The organism is Streptomyces sp. NPDC058678 (assembly GCF_042714835.1).
In the GTDB taxonomy this organism is placed as follows: domain Bacteria; phylum Actinomycetota; class Actinomycetes; order Streptomycetales; family Streptomycetaceae; genus Streptomyces.
The window spans coordinates 208,260-234,408 of sequence record NZ_JBHXSG010000002.1 but is presented as its reverse complement, the minus strand read 5'-3'; the positions used below and the strand labels follow the sequence as shown (position 1 = coordinate 234,408).

The window sequence follows — 26,149 nt, the reverse complement described above, 5'->3', positions numbered from 1 at the left end:
CTAAGGCAGCCGTACGGCCTCCTTGATCCCCCGCGCCGCCAGGTACTCCGCATCGTCCGCCCGCGCCTCCAGCACCACCGCCGGGCGCACCCCCTCCGCACGCAGCCGCATCCACGCCTCGAAGTACGCGCCTCCCGGACCGGACACGGAGCGGGTGGCCGGTGTGCAGTCCAGGACCAGGGCCGTCTCACGCGGCCGGGGTGACGGCGGCTGCGCGCGCAGCTCGGCGACCGTGGCGGCGAGGGCGTCCGCGATCGGCTTGGGGCGGCCGGCCGAGTCGAACAGCCCCAGGGTGTACTCGAGCTCCGGATAGTCGGCCAACGAGCGGTCCACGTCGTGGGAGCACCACCACGTGACGCCCCACAGGGTCGCGCACTCGGCAGCGTTCCGTACGGTCGCCCGCGCGAACCCCGGGGCGTCGGCGGCCGGGATGTGCGGCTCGGGCGCGCCCGTCTCCTGGACCCAGACGGGCCGGGTCCAGTCCTCGGCGTAGGCCGTGGCGAGTTCCGTGCCGTACTCGGCGAGGTACCGCACCTGCGGCGAGCGGGCGCCGTAGCGGCGGGCGCAGTCGCCGGAGAACACCCAGGGGTGGACGGTGGTCAGGTCCCCCTTGTGGGCCGACGCCTCGGGCGTGAAGGGGTGGCCGTCGCCGTACCAGGCGGCGTCGTACGCGGAGTGCGTGACCAGGTGACCGGGGCGCACGCTCTTGCGGGCCGCGGCCAGCAGGGTGTCGAGGTAGTGGTCGACCTCCGCCACCGTCACCGGGTTGTGCTCGACCAGGTTGTTGAGCTCGTTGCCGAGCTGGAGGCCGATCAGGTTGGGGCGGTCGGCCAGGGCGCGGCCCAGTGTGCGCAGGAGTCCGGCCTGTGCCTCGATGGTCTCCGGGTCCGTGAACACGTTGCGGTGGTGCCAGCTGCGGGTCCACTCCGGGTAGAAGTCGAAGCTGGACAAGTGGCCCTGGACGCCGTCCACGAGGACGTCGAGGCCCGCCTCGGCCGCCAGGTCGACGAGCCGCGCCAGCTGGTCGACGGCGGCACCGCGGATGAGCGTGCGGTTGGGCTGCAGGAGCGGCCAGAGGTGGAAGACGCGAACGTGGTCGAGGCCGAGCCCGGCTATCTGGTCCAGGTCCTCGCGGGTGTGCACGGCGTCGAAGTCGTGCCACGAGTGGAACCAGCCGCGGCGGGGAGTGTAGTTGACGCCGAAGCGGAGTGTACGGATGGGATCCTCCTCGGGTCCGGGGCTTGTCCTGCGCGAATGTATCAACCACCATAGTCAGTGATGGGCAATGATTTGAACCAGAAGTGGGACGCCGAACTCGTCGTGGGCCTCGACGCGGGTGGCACCCGCACGCGTGCCGTGCTCGCCGCTGCGGCCGACGGCCGCCCACTGGGCGAGGGCGCCGCCGGGCCGGGCAACGCCCTGACCGTCCCGATGCCGCAGCTCACCGACCACCTCGCCGAAGCCGTCGCCCGGGCGGTGCCGGAGGAGGCGCGCGCCCGGGTCGTGTCCGTCGCCGGTGGTTTCGCGGGCGCTACCGCGGCCTCCCCGGACGACCCGGGGCACGTCAACGCCCGGACCGCCCTCACCGCGGCCCTGCAGCGGCTCGGCATCCCGGCCGCATCGGTCACCATCTGCAGCGACATCGAGGCCGCCTTCGCCGCCGCACCCGGCACCCCGGCCGACGGTCTCGCCCTGGTGGCCGGCACCGGCGCTGTCGCGATGCGCATCACCGACCGCCGGTGCACGGTCACCGTGGACGGCGACGGCTGGCTGCTCGGCGACGACGGCAGCGGCTTCTGGATCGGGCGTACGGCGGTACGGGCCGCGCTGCGCATGGCGGACGGGCGGGGGCCCGCGACGGCTCTGGCCGGCTCCGTGGGGCGGAAGCTGGGACTGCCGGACGGCGTCCTGCCGTACAGCAGCGCGGCGGGCCGTGTTCTGCCCCACGGTGGCGGGCCGGGCAGTGCCCTGCCTCACGACGGTGGGCCGGGCCGTGTCCCGCTGCACGACGGCGGGCCGGGCCGTGTCCCGCCTCACGACGGTGGGCCGGACGGCCCACTGCCGTTCGGTGGTGAGGCCGGCTGGAGTCGCCCGCAGCGCGAGGCCTACCGCATGCACCTGCTCCCGGCCGTCATGGCCCAGCCCCCGATCCGGCTCGCCCGGCTGGCCCCGCTGGTGGCCGAGGCGGCGCGCGACAAGGACGCGGTCGCCGAGGCGATCCTCGGCGAGGCGGCCGACCAACTGACCGTGACGGTAAGGGCGTTGCATCCGCAGCCGGGCGAACCGCTCGTCGCCACCGGCGGCCTGCTCGGCCCCGACGGCCCCCTGACCACCCTCCTCACCGGCCGCCTCGCCCCCCTCGGTCTGACGCTCGACTGGGTGGCCGACGGCTGTCGGGGTGCCGTGGCCCTCGCTCGGCTCGTGCAGGGTGGCGGCGGCGGATGAACGACATGGTCTACCGCGACCCCGCCGCCCCCGTCGACGCCCGCGTCCGCGACCTGCTCTCCCGGATGACCCTGCGCGAGAAGGCCGGCCAGCTCAACCAGCGGATGTACGGCTGGGACGCCTACCGCCGTACTCCCGGCGGCGGCTTCGAACTGACCGACGCCCTGTACGCCGAGACCGAGCGCTTCGCCGGACTCGGCGCCCTGTACGGGCTCCAGCGCGCCGACTCCTGGTCCGGTGTCGACCACACCGACGGACCCGGTGCCGAGGACGGCGCCGCCCTTGCCGAGCTGGTGCAGCGGCACGTCGTCGAGCGCAGCCGGCTCGGCATCCCCACGCTGTTCGTCGAGGAGATGCCGCACGGCCACATGGCGCTCGACGGCACGGTCCTCCCCGTCAACCTGGCCGTCGGCGCCACCTGGGACCCCCAGCTGTACGAGCACGTCGCCGCCCACGCCGCGGCCGAGCTGCGCGCCCGTGGCGGGCACGTCGCCCTGGTCTCGGCCCTCGACATCGCCCGGGACCCGCGCTGGGGCCGCACCGAGGAGTGTTTCGGCGAGGACCCGTACCTGGCGGCCTGCCTCACGGAGGCCCTCGTGCGCGGCATGCAGGGCGAGTCAGCCGAGTACTTCGCCGCCGACCGGGCCCCCGTCGTCCTCAAGCACTTCGCCGGACAGGGGGCCACCGTCGGCGGCCGCAACTCCGCCGAGTCCGAACTCGGTCCCCGTGAGCTCCACGAGATCCACCTCCCCGCCGCCCGGGCCGGCATCCGCGCCGGGGCCGCCGCCGTCATGGCCGCCTACAACGAGGTCGACGGCATGCCCTGCTCCGGCAACCGGGCCCTGCTCACCGGGCTGTTGCGGGAGCGCTGGGGCTTCGACGGGCTGGTCATGGCGGACGGCCTGGCCGTGGACCGGCTGGCCCGCATCACCGGCGACACCGTGTCCGCGGGCGCGCTCGCCCTCGACTCCGGCGTGGACCTGAGCCTGTGGGACGACGGGTTCACGCACCTGGAGGAGGCGGTCGAGCGGGGGCTGGTGAGCGAGGAGGTCCTCGACACCGCCGTCGCACGCGTCCTGCGGCTGAAGTTCCGTCTGGGGCTGTTCGAACCGGACGGTGGGACGACGGAGTTCCCGGCCCACGGCAGGGAGGTGAGCACAACGCTCGCCGGGGCCGCGGTCACCCTCCTCCACAACGACGGCGGTGTCCTGCCCGTCGCGGCGGACGTCTCCCGTATCGCCGTCCTCGGACCCCAATCCGCCACCACCGCCCACCAGTCGGGCGACTACACCGCCCCGCAACGCCCCGGCACGGGCACCGGCGTCCTCGACGGCCTGCGGCAACTCGCCCCGCCCGGCGTCGACATCCGCCACGCCCACGGCTGCGCCCTCACCGGCGACGACCTCTCCGGCATTCCCGAGGCGGTCGCCGCGGCCGCCGCCTCCGACCTGGCCGTGCTGGTGCTGGGCGGCAGCAGCGCGCGCACCCCCGACACCGACTTCGCGGCCAACGGGGCGGCCCGGGCAGCCGTCTCGGAGATGACCTGCGGCGAGGGCGTCGACCTCGCCGGACTGCGGCTCGGGAAGGCCCAGCACGCCCTGCTGGACGCCGTCACCGCGACCGGCACACCCACGGTCGTCGTCCTGGTCCAGGGCCGCCCGCACGCCGTCCCCGAGGCGGCGGAGCGTGCGGCGGCGCTGCTCACCGCCTGGTATCCGGGCCCGTGGGGCGGTGAGGTGATCGCCGAGGTCCTGCTGGGACACCGGGAGCCGACCGGTCGCCTCCCCGTCTCCGTCCCCCGCTCGGCGGCCCAACTCCCCGTGTACTACAACCACAAGGACATCGAGTACGGCACCTACGTGGACGAGAGCGCCGAGCCGCTCTACTCCTTCGGACACGGGCTGTCGTACACGAGCTTCGCGTACGGTCCGCCGCGCCTGTACCGCGACACCGTCACCGTCGACGTCACCAACACCGGCAAGCGGAAGGGCCGCACGGTCGTCCAGCTCTACACCCGCCGCCTGCGCACATCCGTCTGGCCTCGCACGCTCGAACTGCGCGCCTTCACGACCGTCGGCCTGGAGCCCGGGGAGTCCCGCGCGGTCGCCTTCCGGCTCGGCACCCGGCAACTCGCCCAGGTCGGTGCCGACCTGGAGACGGCGGTCCTGCCCGGCACCCTGGAGATCCGCATCGCCGAATCGTCCCGGGCCGCGCTGACCGCCGTACCCCTGACCCTGACCCTCTGAGACCGGCCCGGCCTCAGAGCTTCACGGCCCCCGCCGACACTCCCTTGTAGAACCACCGCTGCGTGATCACGAACAGCACCAGCACCGGGATCACGGAGATCACCGAACCGGCCATGACCATCCGCTGGTCGTAGCCGAACGACGAGCTCTGCAGCCGGGAGAGACCCAGCGTCAGGGTCATGTTGCTCTCCGAGCGCAGCACGATCAGCGGCCAGAGGAAGTCGTCCCAGGCGCTGATGAAGGTGTTGATGACGACCACCAGGATCGCGCCCCACGCGGACGGCAGGTACAGGTACCGGAAGCGCTGCCACTCGTTCGCGCCGTCGAGCATGGCCGAGTCCTCGATCTCGCGCGGCACCGCCAGGAACGCGCCGCGCATCAGCAGGACGTTGATGGCGCCGACGAACCCGGGCAGCCACACGCCCGCCAGGTTGTCGACGAGGCCCAGGTCGCGGACGCTCAGGAACAGCGAGACCATGATCGACTCGAAGGGGAACATCATGGAGGCGACGAGCACGACCCAGACCGCCTTGCGGCCCTTCCAGGCTGGCTTGGAGAGCATGTAGCCGGCCGTGGTGGAGAACACCAGCTGGCTGGTGACCGACAGGGCGACCACGATCAGGCTGTTCTTGATGTACGTGGCCACCGGCACCTGGTCGAAGACCGTCCGGTAGGCCCGCAGGGTCGGGTGCTGCGGCAGCAGGGAGGCGTTCGAACCGAAGACGTCCTCACCGGTGCTCTTCAGCGAGGCCAGCAACTGCCAGAGCAGCGGCCCGATGGTCAGGCCGAGCACGAGGAACAGCAGCAGGTAGCGGACGACCAGTTCCCGGGGGCGGCCGTAGTCCCGCCAGCGCGGCATCAGGCGCCGGCGCCTCTCCACAGCCGTGGTCATGCCTCGTCCTCCTTCGTCAGGCGCTGCGCCAGCAGGGTCAGCCCCAGCGTCAGCAGGAACAGGGCCACGCTGACGGCCGAGCCGTAACCGGCGTTGCCGGTGATCGGGTCCAGGCCGACGTCCCGGATGTAGAAGGGCAGGGTGCGGTCGGCGCCGCCGGGGCCGCCGGTGGAGCTGCCGAGCATGTAGATCTCCGTGAACACGCGCAACGAGCCGATGCCGGTGAGCGTGCCGACGAGCATCATGGCCTGGCGCACGCCCGGCACGGTGATGTGCCAGAAGCGGCGGACCGCGCCGGCGCCGTCCATGGCCGCCGCCTCGTGAAGTTCCTTGGGCACGTTCCCGAGCGCGGCCAGGTAGAAGACCATGTACCAGCCGAGCCCCTTCCACAGCGTCAGGCCCATCGCGGACAGCAGGATCAGCCACGGGTCCGACAGGAACGGGATGGCGTCCCTGATCACATGGCCCTTCTCCAGCCAGGTGTTGACCAGCCCGTCGTCGGCCAGCAGCCACTGCCAGCTCAGACCGACGACCACGCTGGAGGCGAGCACCGGTGTGTAGAAGGCCGACCGGAAGAAACCGATGCCGGGCAGGTTCTTCTCCACCAGGATGGCCAGCAGCAAGGGCAGCAGCACCATCAGCGGTACGACGATCAGGGCGTACAGGATGCTGTTGCGGGTCGCCAGCCAGAAGTCGGAGTCGTCCAGCATCCGCGTGTAGTTGTCCAGCCCGACGAAGCTCGCCGCGCCGCCGAGCGGTTTGGCGTTGGTGAACGACAACAGGATCGTGTTGAGGAACGGGAACACGCCGAAGACCACCGCGCAGACGATCGCGGGAGCGGTCCACAGCCAGGGCAGCCACCAACGGCGGTACATCGCCGCGCCGTTGGCACCGGCGGCGGGACCGGGCAGCACGGCCCGGGAGAGCCGGCGGATGCGGGACGGGGCCGCGCCCGGCGCGGAGGCCGCGGCCTCCGCGCCGGGCACGGACACCGGCTTCGTGATCTGCACCGTCACCGTCAGCCCGCCTGCTTCAGCAGCTCATTGGCCTTCTCCTGGGCGTCCTTCACTGCCTGTGCGGCGCTCTTCTTGCCCTGCATGGCCAGCTGCACCTGGGACACGATGGCGTTCTGCACGGCCGGGGAGAGGTTGGTCTGGTAGGCGGTGGTCGTCTTGAGCTGCTCGGCGACCAGCTTGCGGGCCTCCGAGAACGGGTCGTCACCGCTGACCTTCTGGAAGAACGGGTCCTGCAGCGAGGTGGTCGTCGTCGGGAAGATCACCACCTTCGGGTCCTTGCACCAGGCCGTCTGGTTCTCGGCGTTGGTGAGGAACTTCGCGAACGCCAGTGCCGTGGGGGCGTTCTTGCTGGTCGCGGCCGCCGCGATGTACTGCGGGGCACCCGTGGTGTGACCGAGCGCGTCGAAGGGCTGCTGGCCGACAGCGGTCTTGGCGTAGATCGACGGGCTGTTCTGCTGCACGAAGCGCACGAAGCTCGGGTTCGTCGAACCGTAGGCGACCTTGCCCTGGCTGTAGAGCGTGGAGGGGTCGTTGCTGGAGGACAGCGAGTCCTTCGGCATGGCGCCCTCCTTGTACAGCTTCGCCATCCACTCGACCCACTGGGTGGTGCGCGGATCATCGGCGAAGACGGCGGACTTGCCGTCGGCGGACAGCGTCTTGATGTTCATCTGGTCGAAGTCGGCCGGGATCCGCCAGATCGGGTTGGCCATCGTCGCGAAGTACTTGCCGTCGGACGCCTTGGCGATCTTCTCGTAGTCGGCGAACAGCCCGAACAGGGTGGTCGGCGGCTTCGCCGGGTCGATCCCGGCCTTCTTCAGCAGGTCGGTGTTGTAGGTCAGGACGACGCCGCCGGTGTACCAGGGCAGCACCGTGTGCAGAGACGTGCCCGAGGCGTCCTTGAAGGTGCTGGACTTCCAGAACGCCGGGACGAAGGGCTTGGCGGCGTCGGGGTCCTTGACGCCCAGGTCGAGCAGGTAGCCGGCCTTGGTGAGGGCGGTCGCCGTCTCGGAGTTGACGTTGATCACGTCGGCCAGGGTGCAGGCCTGGGCGTCGGCGACGGTGCGTGAGGTGAACGTGTTGTCGCCCGGGTCGTCGATCCACTTGACCGAGGCGTCCGGGTGGGCCTTCTCGAACGCCTTGATCACTCCGTTGAAGAAGTCCCCGAAGTCCTTCTTCAGGTTGGTCGTCTGGAAGGTGATCTTTCCCTCGACCTCCCCGGTGAGCTTGCCCGACCCGACGTTTCCCTTGTCGACCTTGCAGCCGCCCGCAGTGGCGTCGCCGCTGTCGGAACCGCCGGACAGGCCGCAGCCGGCGGCGGTCAGCGACAGAACGGCGATACAGGTCAGGGTGCGGGTCAGTCTTCTTGCACGCATGTGATGGGCCCTCCTGCGACCGGGCGAGTCAGGGGATGTGCTGGCTGGTTCAATCAACCAACTTCGACTCCGAGTGATGAAAATGTGGACCAGAATTCATCGGAGGTCAATGGGTTGCCGTGTTGCGTTTAGATTCCGGGGAGCTCAGTGCCGGTGTTCGTGGTCCGGGTGCGACGGATCGCCCGGATGCTCGTACCCGTGCGCGTACACCACGCCCGCCCGAGCCCGGTCCAGCCAGTCGAAGAACGCCCGCCGGCCGGCCGCCCGCCCCAACTCGCCCACGATGCGGGCACGGACGTCCTCGTACGGCAGGAAGTCCGCCTCCGCCGCTTCGCCGAAAGGGTCGGTCCCGCGCCTGAGTGCGTCCGGGGTGAGGAAGCGGTCCCGGTTGCGCTCGTAGTAGTCCCGTGCGGCCGCCTCGGGCACGTTCTGCTCACGCTCCAGGTGGTCGAGCAGCACCCGTGCCGCCGGGGAGTGCGCGAGCGCCGCCGCGACGATGCTGCCGAGGTCGGCCACGTCGGTCTCGGCCACGGCGAGGACCTGTGTGGGTGACACCTCCGCCGGCGGCTTCAGCCCCCGGTCCGCGCAGGCCCGGCGGGCCAGCTCGTCCGTGACCACCACCTGGGTCGCCCAGCGTCTGCGCTGCCGTTCGGCCCGGGCCAGGGCCTCGGGCCGGGTCTCGCGGTCACGGGCCGGAACGGCTTCCAGCAGGGCGTCCACCCGTCCCTTCGCGACCGCCTCGCCGTTCACCAGAGCCGCATGCCCGGTCATGGCGTCACCTCCAGCTCGACGGCCTGCGAATAGGCGACGCACCCGTGCCAGCCGACCTTCGCCATCAGCCAGTACGACCCCGGCGGCACCGCCGAGCCGTCCACCTCGATCACGCACTCCCGCTGCTCCCCGCCGGCCAGGGTGAACCCCTGGACGCCCGGCCCGACCCCCGGCCAGGTGCCCCAGGGCGACACGGCCCACAGCTGCCCGCTCACCGGCCCGAGGGTGGTGTTGCGCAGGCTCACCGGAACCCGGGCCCGCTCGCCCCGGCGTACGGTGACCCGCTCGACTCCCAGCTCGGACACCAGACTCGGACCACCGAGCCCACCCGGCACGTCGAGCGCCACGACGTCCTCGTACGTCTGCCCGCCGTACGCCAGCCGGGCCGCGAGCCAGTGCCGTCCGGGCTCGGCGTCGGCCGACGGGGTCACCGTGACCTCGGCGAGGGTGAACCCGCCGGGGCCCAGCGCGTACGGCAGTTCGGCGGGCTCGACCGACCAGCCGGCCGGCACCTCGAAGGCCACGGTGCCGGACACGGGCGCGTCGGTCAGCTCCGAGCCGACCCGGACCGTCGCGGTGACGGGTCCCGAGGCGGTGAGCGCGCCGGGCGAGAGGTACACCGCCACGGGCAGGTTGCCGCGCGGGGCGGGTCCGGAATTGTGGAGCCAGTAGCGGGTGTGGACCGGCTGAGCGGGCTCGTGGGCGGCGACGCCGGGGTCGGGCTCCGGCCGGCCGCCCGGTGCCGGCGTGGCCAGGACGGTGGCCACCTCGAAGCCGGTCAGACCGACGCCGAGGTTCCCTTCCCGGTCCGGGACCAGCCGTACCCCCGGCCTCTCCAGTACGTCCGCACGGGCGCCCTGAGCCCATTCCGACGGCCCGTGCACCCGCGCCCGCACCGGCCGCCCGTTCACCTCGTGCATCCGTACGACGATCCCGCGCCCCGGGTCGGCGGGCGCCACGCTGCCCCGGGCGAGCGGGGAGCCGAGGGGCTTGAGGGCGTCGAGCAGGACCTCGCGGGCGGGCTCCAGGGTGAGCAGACAGGCGCTCCTGGGCAGCCGCCCGGTCCCGTCCCCGGCCCGCTGCCGGGCGGTGAGCGGATGGTTGAACTCGTGTCCCCGGGCGGGCAGCCGCTGCTCCCGCCAGTCGCCCTCGCCCGCCACGACGGCGTACTCGAAGGTGTGCGACCAGCGCTGGAGCTGGAAGGCGGACCCGTCGGGAGCCGTGCGGCGCGGCGGGTCGACCCAGATCCCGGAGGGCCAGCCCGTGCAGGATCGCATCAGGGACATGTAGAGATCGCCGGAGGCGGTGACCACGCAGCCGGGCGTGCCCCGGTTGAGGACGGCGAAGCCGCGCCCGTCCCAGGCGTCGCCCGGCGGCAGCGCCTCGCCGCCGCCCGCCGCGGTGGCCGTGACGGTGAAGTCGTCCAGGTCGGCTATCAGCGCGTCGACCGCCTTGGCGTCGTCCTCGGGCACAGCCCCCGCCACCACGAGCAGCGGCAGCCGCTCCAGGTCCCGCAGGTCGGCGCCGGGCACCCACTCCTCCCGCAGTCCGGCGCGCGGCGCCACCCACACGGTGGCGACGCCCCGCTCGGCCAGCTGCCGTCTCAGTTCGCGTCCGGCGGCCGGGTCCCAGCCGAGCGCCTCGGCGACCACGGAGTTGCGCTCGGGGCCGCCGACGGCGACGCGGATGTCGGGAAGGTTGGAGTCGACCTCCAGGTCGCCGTAACGGGGACCGCCGGCGATGGTCGAGGTGGCGGTGACCCCGGCGCGGACGAGGGCCGCCGCGAGGGGAGCGCCCAGCTCGCCGGCCGCGTCCCAGTCGGCGTACACCAGCTCGGCGACTCCGATCGAACGGTGCCCGAGGAGCGCCCCGGAGTCGTCCCGCACCGCGACCCGGGCGGTGGAGCCCAGCCCGAACCAGGTGTTGGCGGGGTTGTCCAGCGTCCACGGGAACCGCTCGCTGTCCACCTCCACGAACCCGAAGCCGCGCCCGATGACGGCGTCCGCCACCTCGTGCACCGGCAGCCCGCCCCGTACGTCGGAGGGCCAGCGCACGCGGATCAGCCGGTCGGCGCCGTCGTAGCCGTCGACGGTCGTCGCGACGTCGAGCCGGTCGACGCCCGTCCACAGGGTCAGCCGCTGCGTGTACCGGAACAGCCCGAGGTCGGCGCGGACGGTGATGCGCGACCCGGCGGGGGAGTGCTCGACATCGATGTCGGCCCTCACGTCCCGGCCGCGGGCCGCGGTGGTCCCGGTCGGTGTGAGGTGCCACGGCCCCTCGCCGAAGCGCGGGTGCCTCGGGTACTCCTCCTGTACGACGAGCTCGTTGCCGATGTCGCCGGGGCGCAGCAGTTCCCGGCCGCCCTCTTCCGCGAGCGCCCGGAGGCTGCAGACGCCGCCGCCGCGCGCGGGGTCGACGGTCACCTCGTAGAACTCGTTGCGGATGGTCACGCCCTCGCCGCGGGTCCACTCGGGGAGGGAACCGGCGGACAGGGGGAGCGCCTTGAGGCCCATGCCCGGCACCCCCGGTACGACGACCCGGAGCCGGCCGTCCTCCTCGCGTACGGCGGGCAGGGGCTGGAAGTCGTCGCCCAGGGGCACCAGCCCCGGATCGTCGACGGTCAGCACGTCCCGCCGTTCCCAGGTCGCGGAGTTGAACACGACCAGGTCCGTCCCGCCGCCCGGCGTGACCAGCTCGGCCAGGGCCTGGGTGGCGTCGGCGTGCACGGTGCCGGCGAGGTCGTACAGCTCCCGCCAGCCGGTGAGCAGGTCGATGTAGACCTGGTCGGACTCCGAGCCGGTGACGGCGTCGTGATGGGCGCCGTAGACCAGCTGCCGCCAGGCCTTGTCGAGCGCCGCGTCCGGATAGGGGTGCCCGGTGACGAGGGAGGCGAGCGTCGCCCAGGCCTCGGCGTCGGCGAGGAGTGTCTCGCCGTACCGCTGGGCCTGCTTGGTGTCGATGTAGGAGACGTCCTTGCCGGTGTAGACCGGGTTCATGTCCCGGGTCTGCGGTGACGCCCTGCGCCCTTCCGCCTCCAGTTCCGCGCGCACGGCGGCGAAGAAGTCCCGCGGGATCGCGCTGACGAACCGCGGCCACACGTACCGGGCGTTCCAGTCACGGTGGATGCCCATCACCCAGCGGCACGGCGGCGCGTAGTCCCCGCCGACCGGGAGCAGCACGTTGCGGGTGAGCGCGACTTTCTTGAGCCCCTTGAACAGCTTGAGCGCGGCCGCCTCCGCCTCGGGCAGGGTCGGCGCGTTGTCGATCGCCCAGCCGGAGGCGTAGTGGTTGACCATGTACGCGGTCAGCAGCCCGCGTCCCGAGGGGGCGATCCACTCGAACTCGGCCGGGAACTGCATCCGGCCGGGATCGCGCGGCTCCTCCCCGAACACCGACAGCGTCGGCCCCCACTGGTGGAACGGCCCGCGCGCCCAGGAACTGGACGTGACCCCCGCGTCCGCCATCAGCCCCGGGAACTGCGGATCGTGCCCGAACGCGTCCAGCTGCCAGGCGGTCTCCGGGGACGCCCCGATGATCCCGCGCTGGAACCCGTCGCCGTACAGGGCGTTGCGTACGGTCGCCTCGGCGCCGGTGAGATTGGTGTTCGGCTCGTTGTAGGTGCCGCCCATGATCTCGACACGGCCGGTGCGGATCAGCTCGCGCAGGAAGGCGCGCTCCTCCGGGAAGGCGTCCCAGTACGGCTTGAGGTAGTCCACCTCCGCCAGCACGAAGGTGTACGCCGGGTCGCGCCGCGCCAGATCGCAGTGGGCCCGCACCAGGCTCATCCCGGACTGGCCGCGCGAGTCGAAGGTGCGGGCGGGCAGTCCGGTGAGGGCGGGGTCGTCGGCGACGTCCCAGGTCTCGGTGTAGGCGGCCTGGGTGTTCCACCAGACGGGGTCGTAGTGGAAGTGGCTGACCATGAACATCGTCCAGCCGGGCTCGGCGGCCGTGAACTCACCGGTGTGACGGGTGAGCCGGTCGCCGTCGGCGGCGGTGACGGTGATCTCGCGACGCTCACCGACGGCCAGATCGCCGTGCACGGGTATCTCGGCGCGCCCGGTGCCGTCCTCGCCCGTCTCCACGAGGGCCTCGCCCGTGATGCCGGGGCCCTCGACGGTGAGGCGGACGGTCCGGCCGGGAATGTGGCTCAGCTCGACGGCGACCACCTGGCGTGGCTGCTCGGTGGTACCGACGAAGAGCTCGGTCGACTCGACAGAGATCACGCGCATGGGGCTCCTACGAGGATGCTCGGGGGAGCCCCATCGTGGCACCGAGGGGATGATTCAAACAACCATCTTTACGTTTCCTCGGTGGTTCATCCATGCATGATCGGGTCAGCGTGCCCGACGGCTCTTCACCGCGTGCTGCGGGGTGATGTGGTCGGTGAGCGCCAGCGAGGCGCTCGCGCGCTGGTAGGAGAGCTGGGCGACCCGGACGTAGAGGCAGTCGATGAGGACGAGCACGGAGTGCCGGCCGCCGATGCTGCCGGTGCGACCGGGGAAGATGGTCTCCGAGGAGGACGAGATGAGCCGGATGTCGGCGACCTTGGCGAGCGCCGAGCGCGGGTCCGTGGTGAGGGCGACAGTGGTGGCACCGCGCTCCTTGGCCATCTCCAGCGGTTCGAGGGTCTCCCGGGTCGCCCCGGAGTAGGAGATGCCGATGGCCACGTCCGCCGGGGTGAGCAGGGCCGCGGAGGTGGCCGCCCCGTGCACCTCGGTCCAGCCGCGGACCGAGCAGCCGATGCGGAACAGCCGCGTCTCCGTCTCCTGCGCCACCGCGCCGCTGCCGCCCACTCCGTAGACGTCGATGCGCCGGGCGCGGGCCAGGGCCTGGGCCGCGCGTTCGATCGCGTCGAGGTCGATCCGGTCGATGGTCTGCTGGATGGCCCGCAGGTCCGCGGTGCCGACGACCTGCACGACCCGTTCGAGGTCGTCCTCGGGGGAGATTTCCGGCCCGATCTCGGCGCTGCCCCAGTCGGAGACCTCGCCGCGGCCGCGCTCCTGGGCCAGCTCGATCAGCAGGTGCTGGTAGGAGTCGAGGCCGATGGCCCGGCAGAACCGGGTCACCGTCGCCTGGGAGGTGCCGGTGCGGCGGCCGAGCTCGGCGGCCGAGCAGTGGGTGACGGCGGCCGGATCCTCCAGGATCAGCTCGCCGACCTTCCGCAGGGAGCCGGCCAGCCGCGGCAGCTCGGTACGGATGAGAGTGGTGACGTCCGTCGGGGGCATGCAAAGAATGTACCAGCCACCGTTCAGGGGTCTGATTGAATACCAGGACCCTCCTGTGATTTATTGATTCACCGCTGAAGATTCATAGGGTGGTTCAAGCCATCGATGAGGGAGTGTCGCGTGTCCGTCGAGAACGTCAGCGCCGAGGGGTTCGCGCGCGAGAGCCTGGCCGTCCTCCGGCACGTCACCGAGTCCGCCCGGGAGGACGTGGCCCGCGCCGCCGAACTGATCGCGCGATGCGTCCGCTCCGACGGCGTCATCCAGGCCTTCGGCACCGGCCACTCCCAGGCGATGGTCCTCGAAGTCGCCGGTCGCGCAGGAGGGTTGGTGCCCACCAACCGCCTGAGCATCGCCGACCTCGTCCTCTACGGCGGCGACGACCCGAGTGTCCTCGACGACCCGCTCCTGGAGCGCCGGGCAGGCGTGGCCGCGCGCCTCTACGATCTCGCCGCCCCGCACCGCGAGGACCTCTTCGTCATCATCTCCAACTCCGGCGTCAACAACGTCATCGTCGAGATGGCCCTCCACGCCAAGGAACGGGGCCACAGGATCCTGGCCGTCACCTCCCTCGGCCACACCCGCGCCGTCCCCGCCGGCCACCCCAGTGGCAAGAAGCTCGCCGACCTCGCCGACGTCGTCCTCGACAACGCGGCACCACGCGGCGACGCCCTCCTCGAACTCCCGGGCGGCGGCGCGGTGTGCGCCCTGTCCACGCTCACCGGCGTGATGCTGGTGCAGATGGCGGTCGCGGAAGCCTCCGCCCAGCTGCTCGCCGCCGGTGAGCGGCCCCCGGTGTACGTCTCGGCCAACGTGCCCGGCGGCTTCGAGGGCAACCTGGAGCTGGAGAAGCGGTACGCCGGACGGATCCGGCGCACCGCGAGCTGAACTACTCCACCGGTACCGGGGTCAGCGCGACGGCCAGCGGATATGCGCCGGTCGTCAGAGGTGCCCCGGTCGTCCCCTTCGCCGTGTCGACCGGGACCAGGACGTTCCCGTCGGCGGTGGTGACGTACGCCGTGCTCCCGCTCCAGTCCAGGCCCACGTCGAAGGCGGACCTGCCGACCTCGATGCTGGTGCCGGGCGCCCCGGTGACGGTGTCGACGGGGGTGACGGTGTCGCCGTCGCTGCGGCTGACCCACAGGGTGCGGCCGTCCGGTGAGAGGGCGAGACCGTAGGCCTGGCCTGAGACCAGCAGCGTCGGCTCCGTCTCGTTCGTGGCCGTGTCGATCGGGGTGACGGTCGAGCCGCCGGAGTTGGAGACGTACACGGTTTTCCCGTCGGGCGCGGCCACGACGTTGAAGGGGCGGGGGCCCACGGGTACGGCGGTTTCGGCCTTCCGGGTGGCGAGGCCGACGGGAGTGACGGTGTTGTCGTGGATGTCGGCCACGTACAGGGTCCGGCCGTCGGGTGTGATCGCCATGTTCTCGGGCCCGGAGCCGACCGGTACGGCCGTGCCCGCCCGCAAGGTGGCGGTGTCCACGGGCTGGACCGTGCCGTCCGTGTAGTTGGCGACCCACAGCGTGCCGCCGTCGGGCGTGAGCGCGAGGCCGGCGGGGACGCGGCCCACGGCGACCGTGGCGGTGACGGTGTTGTCGGCCACGTCGATCACACTGACCGTGTTCGAACCCTGGTTGGCGGCGTAGGCGGTCCGCCCGTCCGCACTCACGACCACCTCGCCGGGGTTGCTGCCGACGGCGATGTCGGTGCTCTTCCCGTCGGACAGGTCCACGGAACTGACCGACGAACCACTGAAGTTGGCGGTGAGGGCTCTGAGCGTTCCTGTGCTGTCCGTGACTTGGACCGGAATCGCGCGGTCGAGGACGCCGCCACCCGAGACGACCACGGAGTGGACGCCCGGGGCGTTTGCGGTCAGGGTGACGGTGGCCGAGGCGCCGCCCCCGGCCGGGACGGTCACGGTGCCCCCGGCCGGCGAGGCGGTGACACCGTCGGGCACGTCCAGCTTCCACGTGACGGTCCTGGCGGCGGTGGACCGCTCGTCGGACAGACCGAGGGTCACCTTCTCAGAGGCGCCGGGCTTCAAGGAGAGGGAAGCGGGGGAGAAGGAGGCGTCGACACCGGGGTCGGGGGCGTTGTCCAGCATGGTGCGGTAGAGGAACTGGTCCATGACACCCGGGGAGACCTGTTCGGGCAGGCCGTCCAGCTCCTTGCGCTCGGCCCTGAGCCGGTTCCAGTAGGTGGTGACGGCGTCCGTGTCCCCCTGCTTGTTGGCGAGCAGCAGGTCCACGGCCGTCTGTCCGGCGGTGCCGTAGCGGCCGAGTTTGTCCAGCCAGGCCGATGTCTCCTGGAGGAAACCGGGGTTGTCGAGGCGGGAGCGCAGTTCGGCGGGGGCGGCGGCCATGTCGGCGAAGTAGGCCTGGAGTGCGGCGGCGGCGCGGTCGAGGCCGCTGCCTTGCTCGTAGGCGGTCCGGAAGTCGGCGATGAGCCGGGTCAGGGTGGGGGATTCGGTCGGGTCGAGCTGGGAGGAGTAGTTGTTCTCCGCGAAGATGCGCAGCCACTTGGCGGCGCCGGTGTCGGTGTCCGTTCCGGCTCCCGCGAGGTCGTCGACGGAGGCCAGGAAGGCGGCCCGTGGGTCGTAGGCCTGCGGATTCCACAGATAGGCGGCCGAGGTGAAGAGGGCGATACGGCTCGCCTCCCCCTGGACCATCGGGTTGGCGGTGACACCGGTCGCGGCGCTCGCCACACCGGGTTCGCGGCCCGTGTAGGGGCCGAGCAGCAGGCGGCTGGTGACGTAGTCGTTCACCGGGTAGTTGTCCCAGACCAGGATCGGATGGCCGTACACCTCACGGGCCTGCGCGACCTGCTCGGCGGTGATGGCCGGCGCGATCACGCCGACGCCGGTCCACTCCACGACCACCGACGGGTCCAACTCCTCCCGCAGCGCCTTCTTGTACGGGGAGTCGGCGAGGTCGGAGTACTCGGTCGGGACCATCTCCAGGGGGTGCAGGTCGGACGGGTGGGCCTCGGTGAATCTCTTCCACACCGCATTCAGCAGATGGGCCTGTGCGGCACCGGCCGCGACGCCCCCGGTGCCGAACTCCTTCTCGTCCTCGGCGCAGTTCCACTTCGTGTAGCTGATGTCGTCCAGCGGGATCGCGAAGGAACGGACGCCGATCGCGTACAGCGAGTCGAACTTGGCGGTGAGGGCCTTGATGTCGGCGTCGGAGGAATAGCAGACCGACAGTCCCGGGGACAGGGCGTAGGTGAAGCGCACGTGGTTCGCGGCGGCCCGGCCGACCAGCTCTCCCAGCCGGTCCAGTGCAGCGGCGGGGTAGGCGTCGCGCCAGCGGGCCCGCAGGTAGTCGTCGTCCTTGGGGGAGTAGACGTAGACGTTCTGCTTCGTGCGGCCGTAGAAGTCGAGTTGGGCGAGGCGCTCGGCATGCGTCCAGGGAGTGCCGTAGAAGCCCTCGATGACTCCGCGGAGGGCGGCGGTGGGCCAGTCGCGGATGGTGACCTCGGGCAACTCGCGTGGGGCGGTGACCAGTTGGCGCAGGGTCTGGGCCGCGTAGAACGTGCCGGTGGTGTCGACGCCGGACAGGGCGAGGAGTGACTGGCCCCGGTGGCGGCCGGAGGCGAGGACGTAGCCGCCGGAGGCGAGGCCGTCGGGAGACGCGGCGCCCAGTTGCCCGAGTGCCTTGCCGGTGGCGCTGTTCTCGCCGGGGCCGCCGAGGTAGACGGTGAGCCCGGCCGGGGGAAGCTTGTCGCCGGCGTCGACGGTGGTGATCCGGCGGGCTCCGGCGGCCCGCAGGACGGTCTCGACGACCCGGCGGGCGGACGGGTCCGTGCCGGGGCCGACGACTTCCACGACCCGGTCGGGGACGGCGAGTCGGTGAGGGCCCGTGTGCATGCTCTGGGGGGTCGGCCAGACCTGGGGAACGGGCGGACGGGCCTGTGCGGACGCCTGGCCCGTCGGGGCCGCGAGTCCCACGGCCATCAACAGAGCGGCGGCCGCGCGTCTGACTCGGGTGGGTGGGGGCACGGGTTCTCCTCGGTGCCATTGGTGAATGCATCCACCGAGTAATGGTAGGGATGTTGAATTGAGCATTCAATGGGCCTTGCGTGCTTCCCGCCCCGGACGGGGTTCTCGCGGAGGTCGGCGGACGAAGTCGGCGAACGGGCTAGTAAATGAAAATGATTATCGATAGCTTGTCGGTGCGCAAGCCCGCCCCCTCCCGGTGAGGGGCCCGCCGGGCTGCCCTGACGTCTGAACTCATGGCACGAAAAGGGGAGTTGTGGCTCATCTGCTGCTGGTCGAGAGCTGGGTCGGATCAATGAGCAGGCTGCTGCCACGGGCGATCCGGGAGAGCGGGCACGACTTCACGTTCCTCACCCGCGACCTGCACCACTACCTGCGCTCGGCCCCGGAGGGTGTGGCGCACCCCCTGCTCGGGGCCCGCCACGTGATCACCGCCGACACCAACGACATCGAGGCCCTGCTGCCCCAGGTGGAGCGGCTGCACGCGGTACTGGGCTTCGACGGCGTGCTCACGTCCTGCGACTACTACCTGCCGACGGCGGCCCGCATCGCCGGCCGGCTCGGCCTGCCGGGACCGGGTCCCGAAGCGGTGGCGGACGCCTGCCGCAAGGACGCCACCCGCCGCGTCCTCGCCGACGCCGGTGTGCCCGGACCGCGCTTCGCCGTGCACGAGGAGTGGGCCGACCTGGCGCGGGCCGCCCGCGAGATCGGCTACCCGCTGGTCGTCAAGCCCGTCGACCTGTGCGCGGGCATGTACGTCCGCCGCGTGGACGACGAGTCCGAACTCGCCGACGCCGTACGGGCTTTGGCGGACTTCCCGGTCAACGCCCGCGGCCAGCGCCGCACGCCCTCCATCCTGGTCGAGGAGCTGCTCGACGGCCCCGAGGTGAGCGTCGAGACCGTGTCGTACGCGGGCGCGGTCCAGGTCGTCGGCGTGACCGACAAGAGCATCGGCGGAGCGCCCGCCTTCATCGAGACCGGCCACATGTTCCCCGCCGCCCTGACGTCCGCCGACACCGAGGCCGCGGAGCAGACCGCCCTCGCCGCGCTCAAGGCGCTCGGCCTGGTCGACGGCGTGGTGGCGCACACCGAGATCAAGCTGACCTCGGCCGGCCCGCGCGTCGTCGAGGTCAACCCGCGCCCCGCCGGCAACCGCATCACCGAACTCGTCCGGCACGTCACCGGCATCGACCTCGCCGCCGCCTTCGTGGACGTGGCCCTCGGTCGCGCACCGGACCTGCGGCGCACGGACACCGGCTTGCGCAGCGCCGCCATCGGCTTCCTCGTACCGGACCGCGCGGGCACCCTCGAAGCGCTCGACGGCGGTGAACTCCAGGACTCCCCAGCTGTGTTGGAGGTCCAGTTCGCCGAGCCCGGCAAGGAGGTGAAGGCGGCCGGCAGCAACAACGAGTACCTCGGTCACGTCATGGCCGGCGACCCCGACGGCCTCGGCGCCGGCGACCGCGTCGAGTCCCTGCTGACCGGGATACGGGCCGGGCTGGTGATCCGATGACCACCGTCAGCGCGCCGCCCGGTCAGTCTTTCGACGCGTACGACTCGTACGACGATCTCGTGGCCCGCGTCCGCGCGGGCGCCCTCGGCCCCGACCCGGCCACGCAGCGGATCGCCGTCGCCTTCACCACCCGGCAGGCCGTACGGCACGACGGGCGCGGCACCGGCTACCGCAACGAGGTCCTCAGCCTCCGCCTCGCCGAGGCCGTCGGCTCCTGTGCGGTCGAGCCCGGGAGCCTGCCCGACGGGGCGCTCGACGACTGCGTGGGCGCGGACGTCGCCCGGCTCCTGGAACATCCGCTGCTGCCGGTGCGGGTGGCCGCCCTCGACGCCTACCTGATGCACGTCACTCCGCACACCCCGGCCCACGGGGCGCTCGCCGCCCCGCTGCCCGCCGGGTCGTCCCTGGAGAAGTCCCGGGCCCGGGCGACGACCGTCGTCGAGCTGCTCGACCTGCCGGCCGGCGCCACCGTCCTCGTCGTCGGCGTCGTCAACTCCCTGCTGGAGGCGCTGCGTTCACGCGGCCTGCGATACGTTCCCTGCGACCTCAAGGGCGGCGTGACGGAGTGGGACGAGCCGGTCGTCACCGACGCGCTCGCCGAGGCCGGCCGCTGCGACGCGCTGCTCGTCTCCGGCATGACCCTCGGCAACGGCACCTTCGAACCCCTGCGGCGGCACGCGCTCGCGCACGACAAGCGGCTGGTGATGTTCGCCCAGACCGGCAGCGCCGTGCTGCCGCGCCTCCTCGGCCACGGGGTGAGCGCGGTGTGCGCGGAGCCGTACCCCTTCTTCTGGCTCGACGGCGGACCCGGGGCCGTGCACTGTTACCCGGGAGGCGAGCGATGACCGCCACCGTCGTACGCCCCACCGCCCGCCCCGAACTGCTCGCCCTGCTCGGCCGGACGCCGGTCGTGCACGTCACCACCGACCTGCCCGGCGCCCACCCCGGCTTCTGGGCCAAGCTCGAAGGGCTCGCGGCCGGCGGGATGAAGGCGCGGGCCGCCGTGTCGATGCTGCTCGGGGCCCGGGAGCGCGGTGAACTGCGGCCCGGCGCACCGGTGGTGGAGTCCACCTCCGGGACGCTCGGAATCGGCCTCGCCTTCGCGGGCCAGGCCCTCGGGCACCCGGTCGTGCTGGTCGGCGACCGTGAACTGGAGCCTTCCATGAGGCAGTTGCTGCGTGCTCACGGCGTCCGTCTGGAACTCGTCGAACACCCGGCCGTCCAGGGCGGCTGGCAGGCCGCCCGCCTCGCCCGGCTGCGCGAACTGCTCGCCGAACTCCCCGGCGCCTACTGGCCCGACCAGTACAACAACCCCGACAACACCGCCGGATACGCCTCCCTGGCCGCCGAACTCATCGCCCAGATCGACCACGTGGACATCCTCGTGTGCAGCGTCGGCACCGGCGGACACAGCGCGGGCGTGATCGGCCCGCTGCGCCGCCACTGGCCCGCCCTGCGCCTCATCGGCGTCGACGCCACCGGCTCCACCATCTTCGGCCAGCCCGCCCGACCCCGCCTGATGCGCGGCCTCGGCAGCAGCATCCACCCGCGCAACGTCGCCTACGACGCCTTCGACGAGGTCCACTGGATCGGCCCCGCCGAAGCCGTGGACAGCTGCCGCCGGCTGGCCCGCGGCAGCTTCGTCAGCGGCGGCTGGAGCACCGGGGCCGCCGCCCGCGTCGCCGCCTGGGCGGCCCGCGTCCACCCCGGCGCGGTCGTCGCCACCGTCTTCCCCGACGGCCCGCACCGCTACCTCGGCACCGTCTTCGACGACGGCTTCACCACCGCCCACGGCCTCGATCCCGCCACCGCCGCCACCCGGCCCGTGGAGATACCGCACCCGTACGCGGCCGAGGCGGCCGGATGGGCGCGGTGCACGCGGGTCACCGATCCGCTCGACAGTCTCCAGCCCCTGAAAGGCACCCCGTGAAGGCCCGCCTGCGCATCGAACGCCTCGAACTCGCCGAGCCTCTGCGCATCTCCCGCTCCACGATGTCCGCACGCGAGGCGGTGTGGCTGAGCGTCGGACACGACGGGCTGCACGGCCACGGGGAGGCCGTCAGCAGCGTGTACTACGGCCTCGACGCCGACACGCTCGTACGGCTCCTCACAGCCGTCGACCTGGGTCGTTTCGCCGAGCCGGAGAGCGCCCTGGAGGCGCTGCGGGCAGGGGAGCTCGCCTCGTCCCGCGCGGTGCCGCCCGCGGTCACCGCCGCCGTGGAGTCCGCGCTCCTCGACCTGGTCGGAAAGCGGGCCGGCACGCCCGTGTACCGCCTGCTGGGTGCCGCGGCGCCGCCCGTGACCGCCACCGCCCGCACCATCGGCATCACCTCGCCCGTGCACGCGGCCGCCCAGGCCCGTCGCCTGGCCGCGAGCGGCTTCCAGCTGATCAAGGTCAAGGCGGGCACGCCCGACCCCGAGGACGACGTGGAGCGCGTCCACGTCATCCGCGACGCCGCGCCCGGCGTCCGGCTGCTCCTGGACCCCAACGGCGCCTGGACCACGGCTCAGGCGTTGGCCCTGCTGCCCCGGTTCGCCGGCCTCGGCGTCGAAGCCGTCGAGCAGCCCCTCGCCCCCGGCGACCCCGAGGCACTGGGCGCCCTCGCCGAACGCTCGCCCCTGCCCGTCATCGCCGACGAGGACGCGGTGGACCTCGAGGACGCGCGCCGCCTCGCCGGACGGGTCCACGGCATCAACGTCAAACTCGCCAAGTGCGGCGGCGTCCACGCGGCCCTGCGCATCGCCGAGCTGATCGACGGCAGCGGCACCGAGCTGATGCTGGGCTGCCTCACCGCCAGCACCCTCGGCCTCGCCCCCGCCGTCCATCTCGCCGACCGCGCCCGCTGGGCCGACCTCGACGGACACCTGCTGCTCGCCCACGACCCGTGGTCGGGGATCGGCGGCGCCGACGGTGTCGTACGCACAAGTGGCCTTCCCGGGCTGGGAGTCGAGGAGGTGAGGGCGGCGCATGAAGACGTGGCGTGAGATGCGCGGCTTCCCGCTCGCCGTCCAGCTCCTCCTGGTCAACCAGCTCGGCGTCAACACCGGCTTCTACCTCCTCATCCCCTATCTCGCCACCCACCTCACCGACAACCTGGGCATGTCCGCGGCCGTCGTGGGGGTGGTCCTCGGCGTGCGCAACCTCAGCCAGCAGGGCCTGTTCATCATCGGCGGCTCCGCGGCCGACCGGCTGGGCGCGCGGGGCGTCATCATCGCCGGATGCGCCCTGCGCACGGTGGGGTTCGCGCTGTTCGCGCTCGGCGACGGGCTGGCGGTGCTGCTCGCCGCGTCCGTGCTCAGCGGACTCGCCGGGGCGCTGTTCAACCCGGCGGTGCGGGCGTACCTCTCCCAGGAGGCCGGGGAGCGCAGGGCGGAGGCGTTCGCCCTGTTCAACGTGTTCGCCACCACCGGCGCGCTGATCGGACCGCTTCTCGGCAGCGCGCTGCTCCTGGTCGACTTCCGTACGTCCGCGCTGACCGCCGCGGGCATCTTCGCCGTCCTCACGGTGGCGCAGGCGCTCGTGCTGCCCGCGCGGAAGGTCGAGCCGAGCAACGGCGGGGTCCTCTCGGACTGGCGGGAAGTCCTCGGCAACCGGGCCTTCCTGGCGTTCGCCCTCGCCATGGTCGGCATGTTCACCCTGGAGAACCAGCTCTACCTGCTGCTGCCCGAGGGAGCCCGCCAGGCCACCGGCTGGGACGGCGCGGCCGGACTCGTCTTCCTCGTCGGCACCCTCGCCAACCTCGCCCTCCAGCTACGCATCACCCGGACGCTCAAGTCCCGGGGAAACAAGGCGCGTTGGATCGCCGTAGGGCTCGCGGTGATGGGTCTGGCGTTCCTGCCCCCGGCCTTGGTGGCGGGCTCGGCATCCGGCGGCCGGCTCGACGTCGTCCCCGTCCTTCTCGGCACCCTCCTGCTCTACCTCGGCGTCATGATCGCCTCACCGTTCGTCATGGAGCTGATCCCCGGCTTCGGCCGCCCCGAACTCACCGGCACGTACTTCGGCATCTTCTACGTCGTCTCCGGCATCGCCGCCGCCATCGGCAACACGGTCGTCGGCTGGGCCATGGACACCGGCAAGACCGGCGGCACCGCATGGCTGCCGTGGATCTGCTGCGCACTGTTCGGCCTGACCTCGGCGGCCGGAGTGGCGTGGCTGCACCGCAGCGGCGCGCTGCCGGGAGGACAGGCCCCGGCGGCGGCCGCTCCCGCCGAAGAGAGGAGCAACGCGTGACCGGCGCCGGGGGCGGAGGGGCGGCAAGCGCCCCCGTGATCAGCCGCAATCTCCTCACCGACAACCCGGCCCTGTACGAGGCCCGTTTCCCCGACCCCGGTCGGCTGGCCGGGCGGTGGGCCGAGGACTGTCTTGGGCGCCACGGTGTCGGGGTGCGTGTGCTCGACATGGGCTGCGGGGTCGGTCGTGACGCCGCGCACCTGCATGAGGCCGGCCGTACCGTGACGGGTGCCGATGTCTCCGAGGCGATGCTCGGGTACGCCCGCCTCCACCATCCGGGGCCCTGCTACGCCCGGGCAGACCTGCATGGCTTCGACTTCGGCGCGTCCGTGTTCGACGCGGTCGTCTGCCTGGACAGTTCGCTGCTGTACTGCCACACCAACGCCCAGCTGGACGGGTTCCTCGCGTCCAGTCGCCGGGCGCTCGCGCCGGGCGGGCTGCTCGTCGCGGAGATGCGCAACGGCGCCTACTTCCTCGGGCGTACCGACCTGCTCGACACCCCGACCGTCAGCAGGTTTAGCTGGCAGGGCGTCAGTTACCGCTCCACCACCACCCTGTTCGTGGACCGTACGGCCCAACTGCTGCGCCGCAAGCGGGTCTGGACGTCCGACACCGGCGCCGCGCCCGTCGAACAGCACTCCGCCTGGCGGCTGATGTTCCCGCTGGAGCTACGGCACTTCCTCGGCGCGCACGGCTTCGAGGTCCTCGAACTCCACGACGGCCCCGGCCCCCGCACCGAACCCGTCTGGCACGACGGCCTGTTGCCCGGCGCGACGACCGACGGGGACCGGCTGCACGTCGTGGCGCGCCGCCTCGACACCACTCACTGACACACCGACATTCCAAGGGACAAGGGACACTCATGTACGACGAACGCTTCCCCGGCCTGCGCCGCCGCGGCTTCCTCGCCGCCACCACCGGGGCCGCGGCCCTCGCCCTCGTGGGCTGCGGGGGAGGCACGGAGAACACGGCGGAGAAGGGCAGCAGTACACCCAGACGCGGCGGACGGCTGCGCGCCGCCTTCGCCGGGGGCGGTGCGAGCGAGACCCTCGACCCGCACCTGGCCAACCTGTTCGCGGACGTCGCCCGCGCCAAGGCCCTCTACGACAAGCTCGCCGACTACGGCCCCGATCTGTCCGCCCAGCCACGCCTGGCCGCCGAGTGGGAGTCCAACAAGACTCTGGACCGCTGGCAGGTCACCCTGCGCAAGGCCACCTTCCACGACGGGAAGCCGGTCACCGCGAAGGACGTCCTCTACAGCTACCGCCGGATCGCCGACCCCAAGCAGACCTTCCGCGCCAAGGCGTCCCTGGAGCCCATCGACCTCGACGCGAGCCGCGCCACCGGCGACAACGGCATCGAGTTCGTACTGAAGCGGCCGACCGCCGAGTTCCCCAACCTCCTGGCCGCGTTCGGCGCGTACATCGTCCCCGAGAACGCGGGGGAGGCGTCCGACTTCGACACGAAGCCCGTCGGCTCCGGGCCGTTCCGCTTCGTCTCCTTCGCACCCGGCCGCTCCGCCGTCTTCCGCCGCTTCGACGACTACTGGGAGGGCGCCCCGCACCTCGACGAGCTGGAGTTCGTCGTCGCCAACGAGGAGTCCGCCCGCGTCAATGCCCTCCTCGGCGGCCAGGTCGAGTACGCCCACGAACTCAACCCCACCACCGCCCGCGCCCACGAGGGCAAGGGCCAGGTCGAGATCATCCGCCTGCGCAACAGCGCCATGCAGGCGTTCTGCATGAAGACCGATCGCGCCCCCTTCGACGACAAGCGGGTCCGCGAGGCGTTCTTCCTCATCGCCGACCGAAGGGAGCTCGTCGACGGCGCCCTGTCCGGCGCGGGCGTGGTCGGCAACGACCTGTTCGGCAAGGGCTACGAGTACTACGACGACAGCCTCCCGCAGCGCCAACAGGACCTCGACAAGGCCCGTGCCCTGCTCAAGCAGGCCGGCGCCGAGAACCTCAAGGTCACCCTGGACACCTCCGCCGTCGCCGCCGGATTCACCGAGGCCGCCAGCATCTTCCGCGACCAGGCGGCCAAGGCCGGCGTCACCATCGACGTGAAGATGGGCAGCAAGGACTCCTACTGGAGCGACATCCTCGACAACGGCACCCTGTGCTGCTACCGCTCCGGCGCCATGCCCATCGAGGCCCACATCTCCCAGCGACTGCTCACCGACTCCACCACCAACGCCACCAAGTGGCAGCACAAGGACTTCGACGCGCTGTACCAGCAGGCGCAGTCGACCCGTGACACAACCGAACGGGCCGCCGTCTACGAGCGGATGCAGCGCCGCCTGTACACCGAGGGCGGATTCCTCGTCTGGGGCTTCGCCGACTGGATCCTCGGAACGGCCCGCAACGTGAAGGGAGTTGCCGCCAAGGCGCCCGCCAACACGCTCGACTGGGCCCGGTTCGACAAGGTCTGGCTGGCGTGAGGAAGA

The 26,149-nt window shown here is 72.1% G+C and carries 17 protein-coding genes and 1 pseudogene; 10 read left to right on the top strand and 8 right to left on the bottom strand.

What is annotated here, in order from left to right:
- A pseudogene (locus tag ACFWWR_RS03755) lies at positions 1-1,270 on the bottom strand (glycosyl hydrolase).
- 8 nt (positions 1,271-1,278) lie between these two features.
- Between ACFWWR_RS03755 and ACFWWR_RS03750 the strand changes: the two are divergent.
- Both ACFWWR_RS03750 and ACFWWR_RS03745 read left to right on the top strand, forming a co-directional pair.
- Positions 1,279-2,445 carry a BadF/BadG/BcrA/BcrD ATPase family protein gene (locus ACFWWR_RS03750; RefSeq protein WP_384301769.1) on the top strand — a complete coding sequence of 389 codons (1,167 nt, stop codon included), beginning with the start codon at positions 1,279-1,281 and terminating at the stop codon, positions 2,443-2,445.
- Positions 2,442-4,691 (top strand): glycoside hydrolase family 3 N-terminal domain-containing protein, encoded by a 2,250-nt coding sequence (locus tag ACFWWR_RS03745; RefSeq protein ID WP_383857429.1) that lies wholly within the window; start codon positions 2,442-2,444, stop codon positions 4,689-4,691. The genes ACFWWR_RS03750 and ACFWWR_RS03745 overlap by 4 nt, the downstream gene beginning before the upstream one ends.
- Before the next feature lie 13 nt (positions 4,692-4,704).
- On the opposite strand, the gene ACFWWR_RS03740 is transcribed toward ACFWWR_RS03745, so the two are convergent.
- The 6 genes from ACFWWR_RS03740 to ACFWWR_RS03715 all read right to left on the bottom strand — a co-directional run bounded on the left by ACFWWR_RS03740 (position 4,705) and on the right by ACFWWR_RS03715 (position 13,968).
- A complete protein-coding gene (locus ACFWWR_RS03740) occupies positions 4,705-5,583 on the bottom strand; it encodes a carbohydrate ABC transporter permease (RefSeq protein ID WP_383857426.1) in 879 nt (292 codons plus the stop codon).
- Positions 5,580-6,599: a carbohydrate ABC transporter permease gene (locus ACFWWR_RS03735; protein ID WP_384301767.1), complete on the bottom strand. Its 1,020-nt coding sequence runs from the start codon at positions 6,597-6,599 to the stop codon at positions 5,580-5,582. Before ACFWWR_RS03735 ends, ACFWWR_RS03740 begins: the two co-directional genes overlap by 4 nt.
- Positions 6,600-6,601: 2 nt before the next feature.
- A complete protein-coding gene (locus ACFWWR_RS03730) occupies positions 6,602-7,972 on the bottom strand; it encodes an extracellular solute-binding protein (RefSeq protein ID WP_384301765.1) in 1,371 nt (456 codons plus the stop codon).
- Positions 7,973-8,116: 144 nt separating this feature from the next.
- Positions 8,117-8,743, bottom strand: coding sequence for a peptidyl-prolyl cis-trans isomerase (locus tag ACFWWR_RS03725; protein WP_384301763.1), 627 nt, complete (start codon positions 8,741-8,743; stop codon positions 8,117-8,119).
- Positions 8,740-12,972, bottom strand: coding sequence for an NEW3 domain-containing protein (locus ACFWWR_RS03720; RefSeq protein WP_384301761.1), 4,233 nt, complete (start codon positions 12,970-12,972; stop codon positions 8,740-8,742). The genes ACFWWR_RS03725 and ACFWWR_RS03720 overlap by 4 nt, the downstream gene beginning before the upstream one ends.
- Positions 12,973-13,077: 105 nt before the next feature.
- Positions 13,078-13,968 carry a MurR/RpiR family transcriptional regulator gene (locus tag ACFWWR_RS03715; protein WP_383857411.1) on the bottom strand — a complete coding sequence of 297 codons (891 nt, stop codon included), beginning with the start codon at positions 13,966-13,968 and terminating at the stop codon, positions 13,078-13,080.
- Positions 13,969-14,088: 120 nt separating this feature from the next.
- Here ACFWWR_RS03715 and ACFWWR_RS03710 point away from each other — a divergent pair, with 120 nt between their 5' ends.
- Complete coding sequence (locus ACFWWR_RS03710; protein ID WP_383857409.1) at positions 14,089-14,853, top strand: sugar isomerase domain-containing protein; 765 nt, start codon at positions 14,089-14,091, stop codon at positions 14,851-14,853.
- Position 14,854: 1 nt separating this feature from the next.
- On the opposite strand, the gene ACFWWR_RS03705 is transcribed toward ACFWWR_RS03710, so the two are convergent.
- Positions 14,855-17,920, bottom strand: coding sequence for a beta-N-acetylglucosaminidase domain-containing protein (locus tag ACFWWR_RS03705; RefSeq protein WP_384301896.1), 3,066 nt, complete (start codon positions 17,918-17,920; stop codon positions 14,855-14,857).
- 298 nt (positions 17,921-18,218) lie between these two features.
- On the opposite strand from ACFWWR_RS03705, the gene ACFWWR_RS03700 reads away from it, so the two are divergent.
- Genes ACFWWR_RS03700 through ACFWWR_RS03670 form a run of 7 tightly spaced genes read left to right on the top strand, consistent with a single transcriptional unit; the run spans position 18,219 to position 26,143 of the window.
- The gene (locus ACFWWR_RS03700) at positions 18,219-19,475 is read left to right on the top strand and encodes an ATP-grasp domain-containing protein (protein WP_384301758.1); all 1,257 of its coding nucleotides are present in this window, start codon (positions 18,219-18,221) and stop codon (positions 19,473-19,475) included.
- Entirely contained in the window at positions 19,472-20,320 is an 849-nt protein-coding gene (locus tag ACFWWR_RS03695) for a Rossmann-like domain-containing protein (protein ID WP_384301756.1), read from the top strand. The genes ACFWWR_RS03700 and ACFWWR_RS03695 overlap by 4 nt, the downstream gene beginning before the upstream one ends.
- Complete coding sequence (locus ACFWWR_RS03690; RefSeq protein WP_383857401.1) at positions 20,317-21,405, top strand: PLP-dependent cysteine synthase family protein; 1,089 nt, start codon at positions 20,317-20,319, stop codon at positions 21,403-21,405. The genes ACFWWR_RS03695 and ACFWWR_RS03690 overlap by 4 nt, the downstream gene beginning before the upstream one ends.
- Positions 21,402-22,460 (top strand): dipeptide epimerase, encoded by a 1,059-nt coding sequence (locus ACFWWR_RS03685; protein WP_384301754.1) that lies wholly within the window; start codon positions 21,402-21,404, stop codon positions 22,458-22,460. The genes ACFWWR_RS03690 and ACFWWR_RS03685 overlap by 4 nt, the downstream gene beginning before the upstream one ends.
- A complete protein-coding gene (locus ACFWWR_RS03680) occupies positions 22,444-23,706 on the top strand; it encodes an MFS transporter (protein WP_384301752.1) in 1,263 nt (420 codons plus the stop codon). Before ACFWWR_RS03685 ends, ACFWWR_RS03680 begins: the two co-directional genes overlap by 17 nt.
- A complete protein-coding gene (locus tag ACFWWR_RS03675) occupies positions 23,703-24,536 on the top strand; it encodes a class I SAM-dependent methyltransferase (protein WP_383857392.1) in 834 nt (277 codons plus the stop codon). Before ACFWWR_RS03680 ends, ACFWWR_RS03675 begins: the two co-directional genes overlap by 4 nt.
- Before the next feature lie 32 nt (positions 24,537-24,568).
- Positions 24,569-26,143, top strand: coding sequence for an ABC transporter substrate-binding protein (locus ACFWWR_RS03670; protein WP_384301750.1), 1,575 nt, complete (start codon positions 24,569-24,571; stop codon positions 26,141-26,143).
- Positions 26,144-26,149 lie beyond the last annotated feature (6 nt).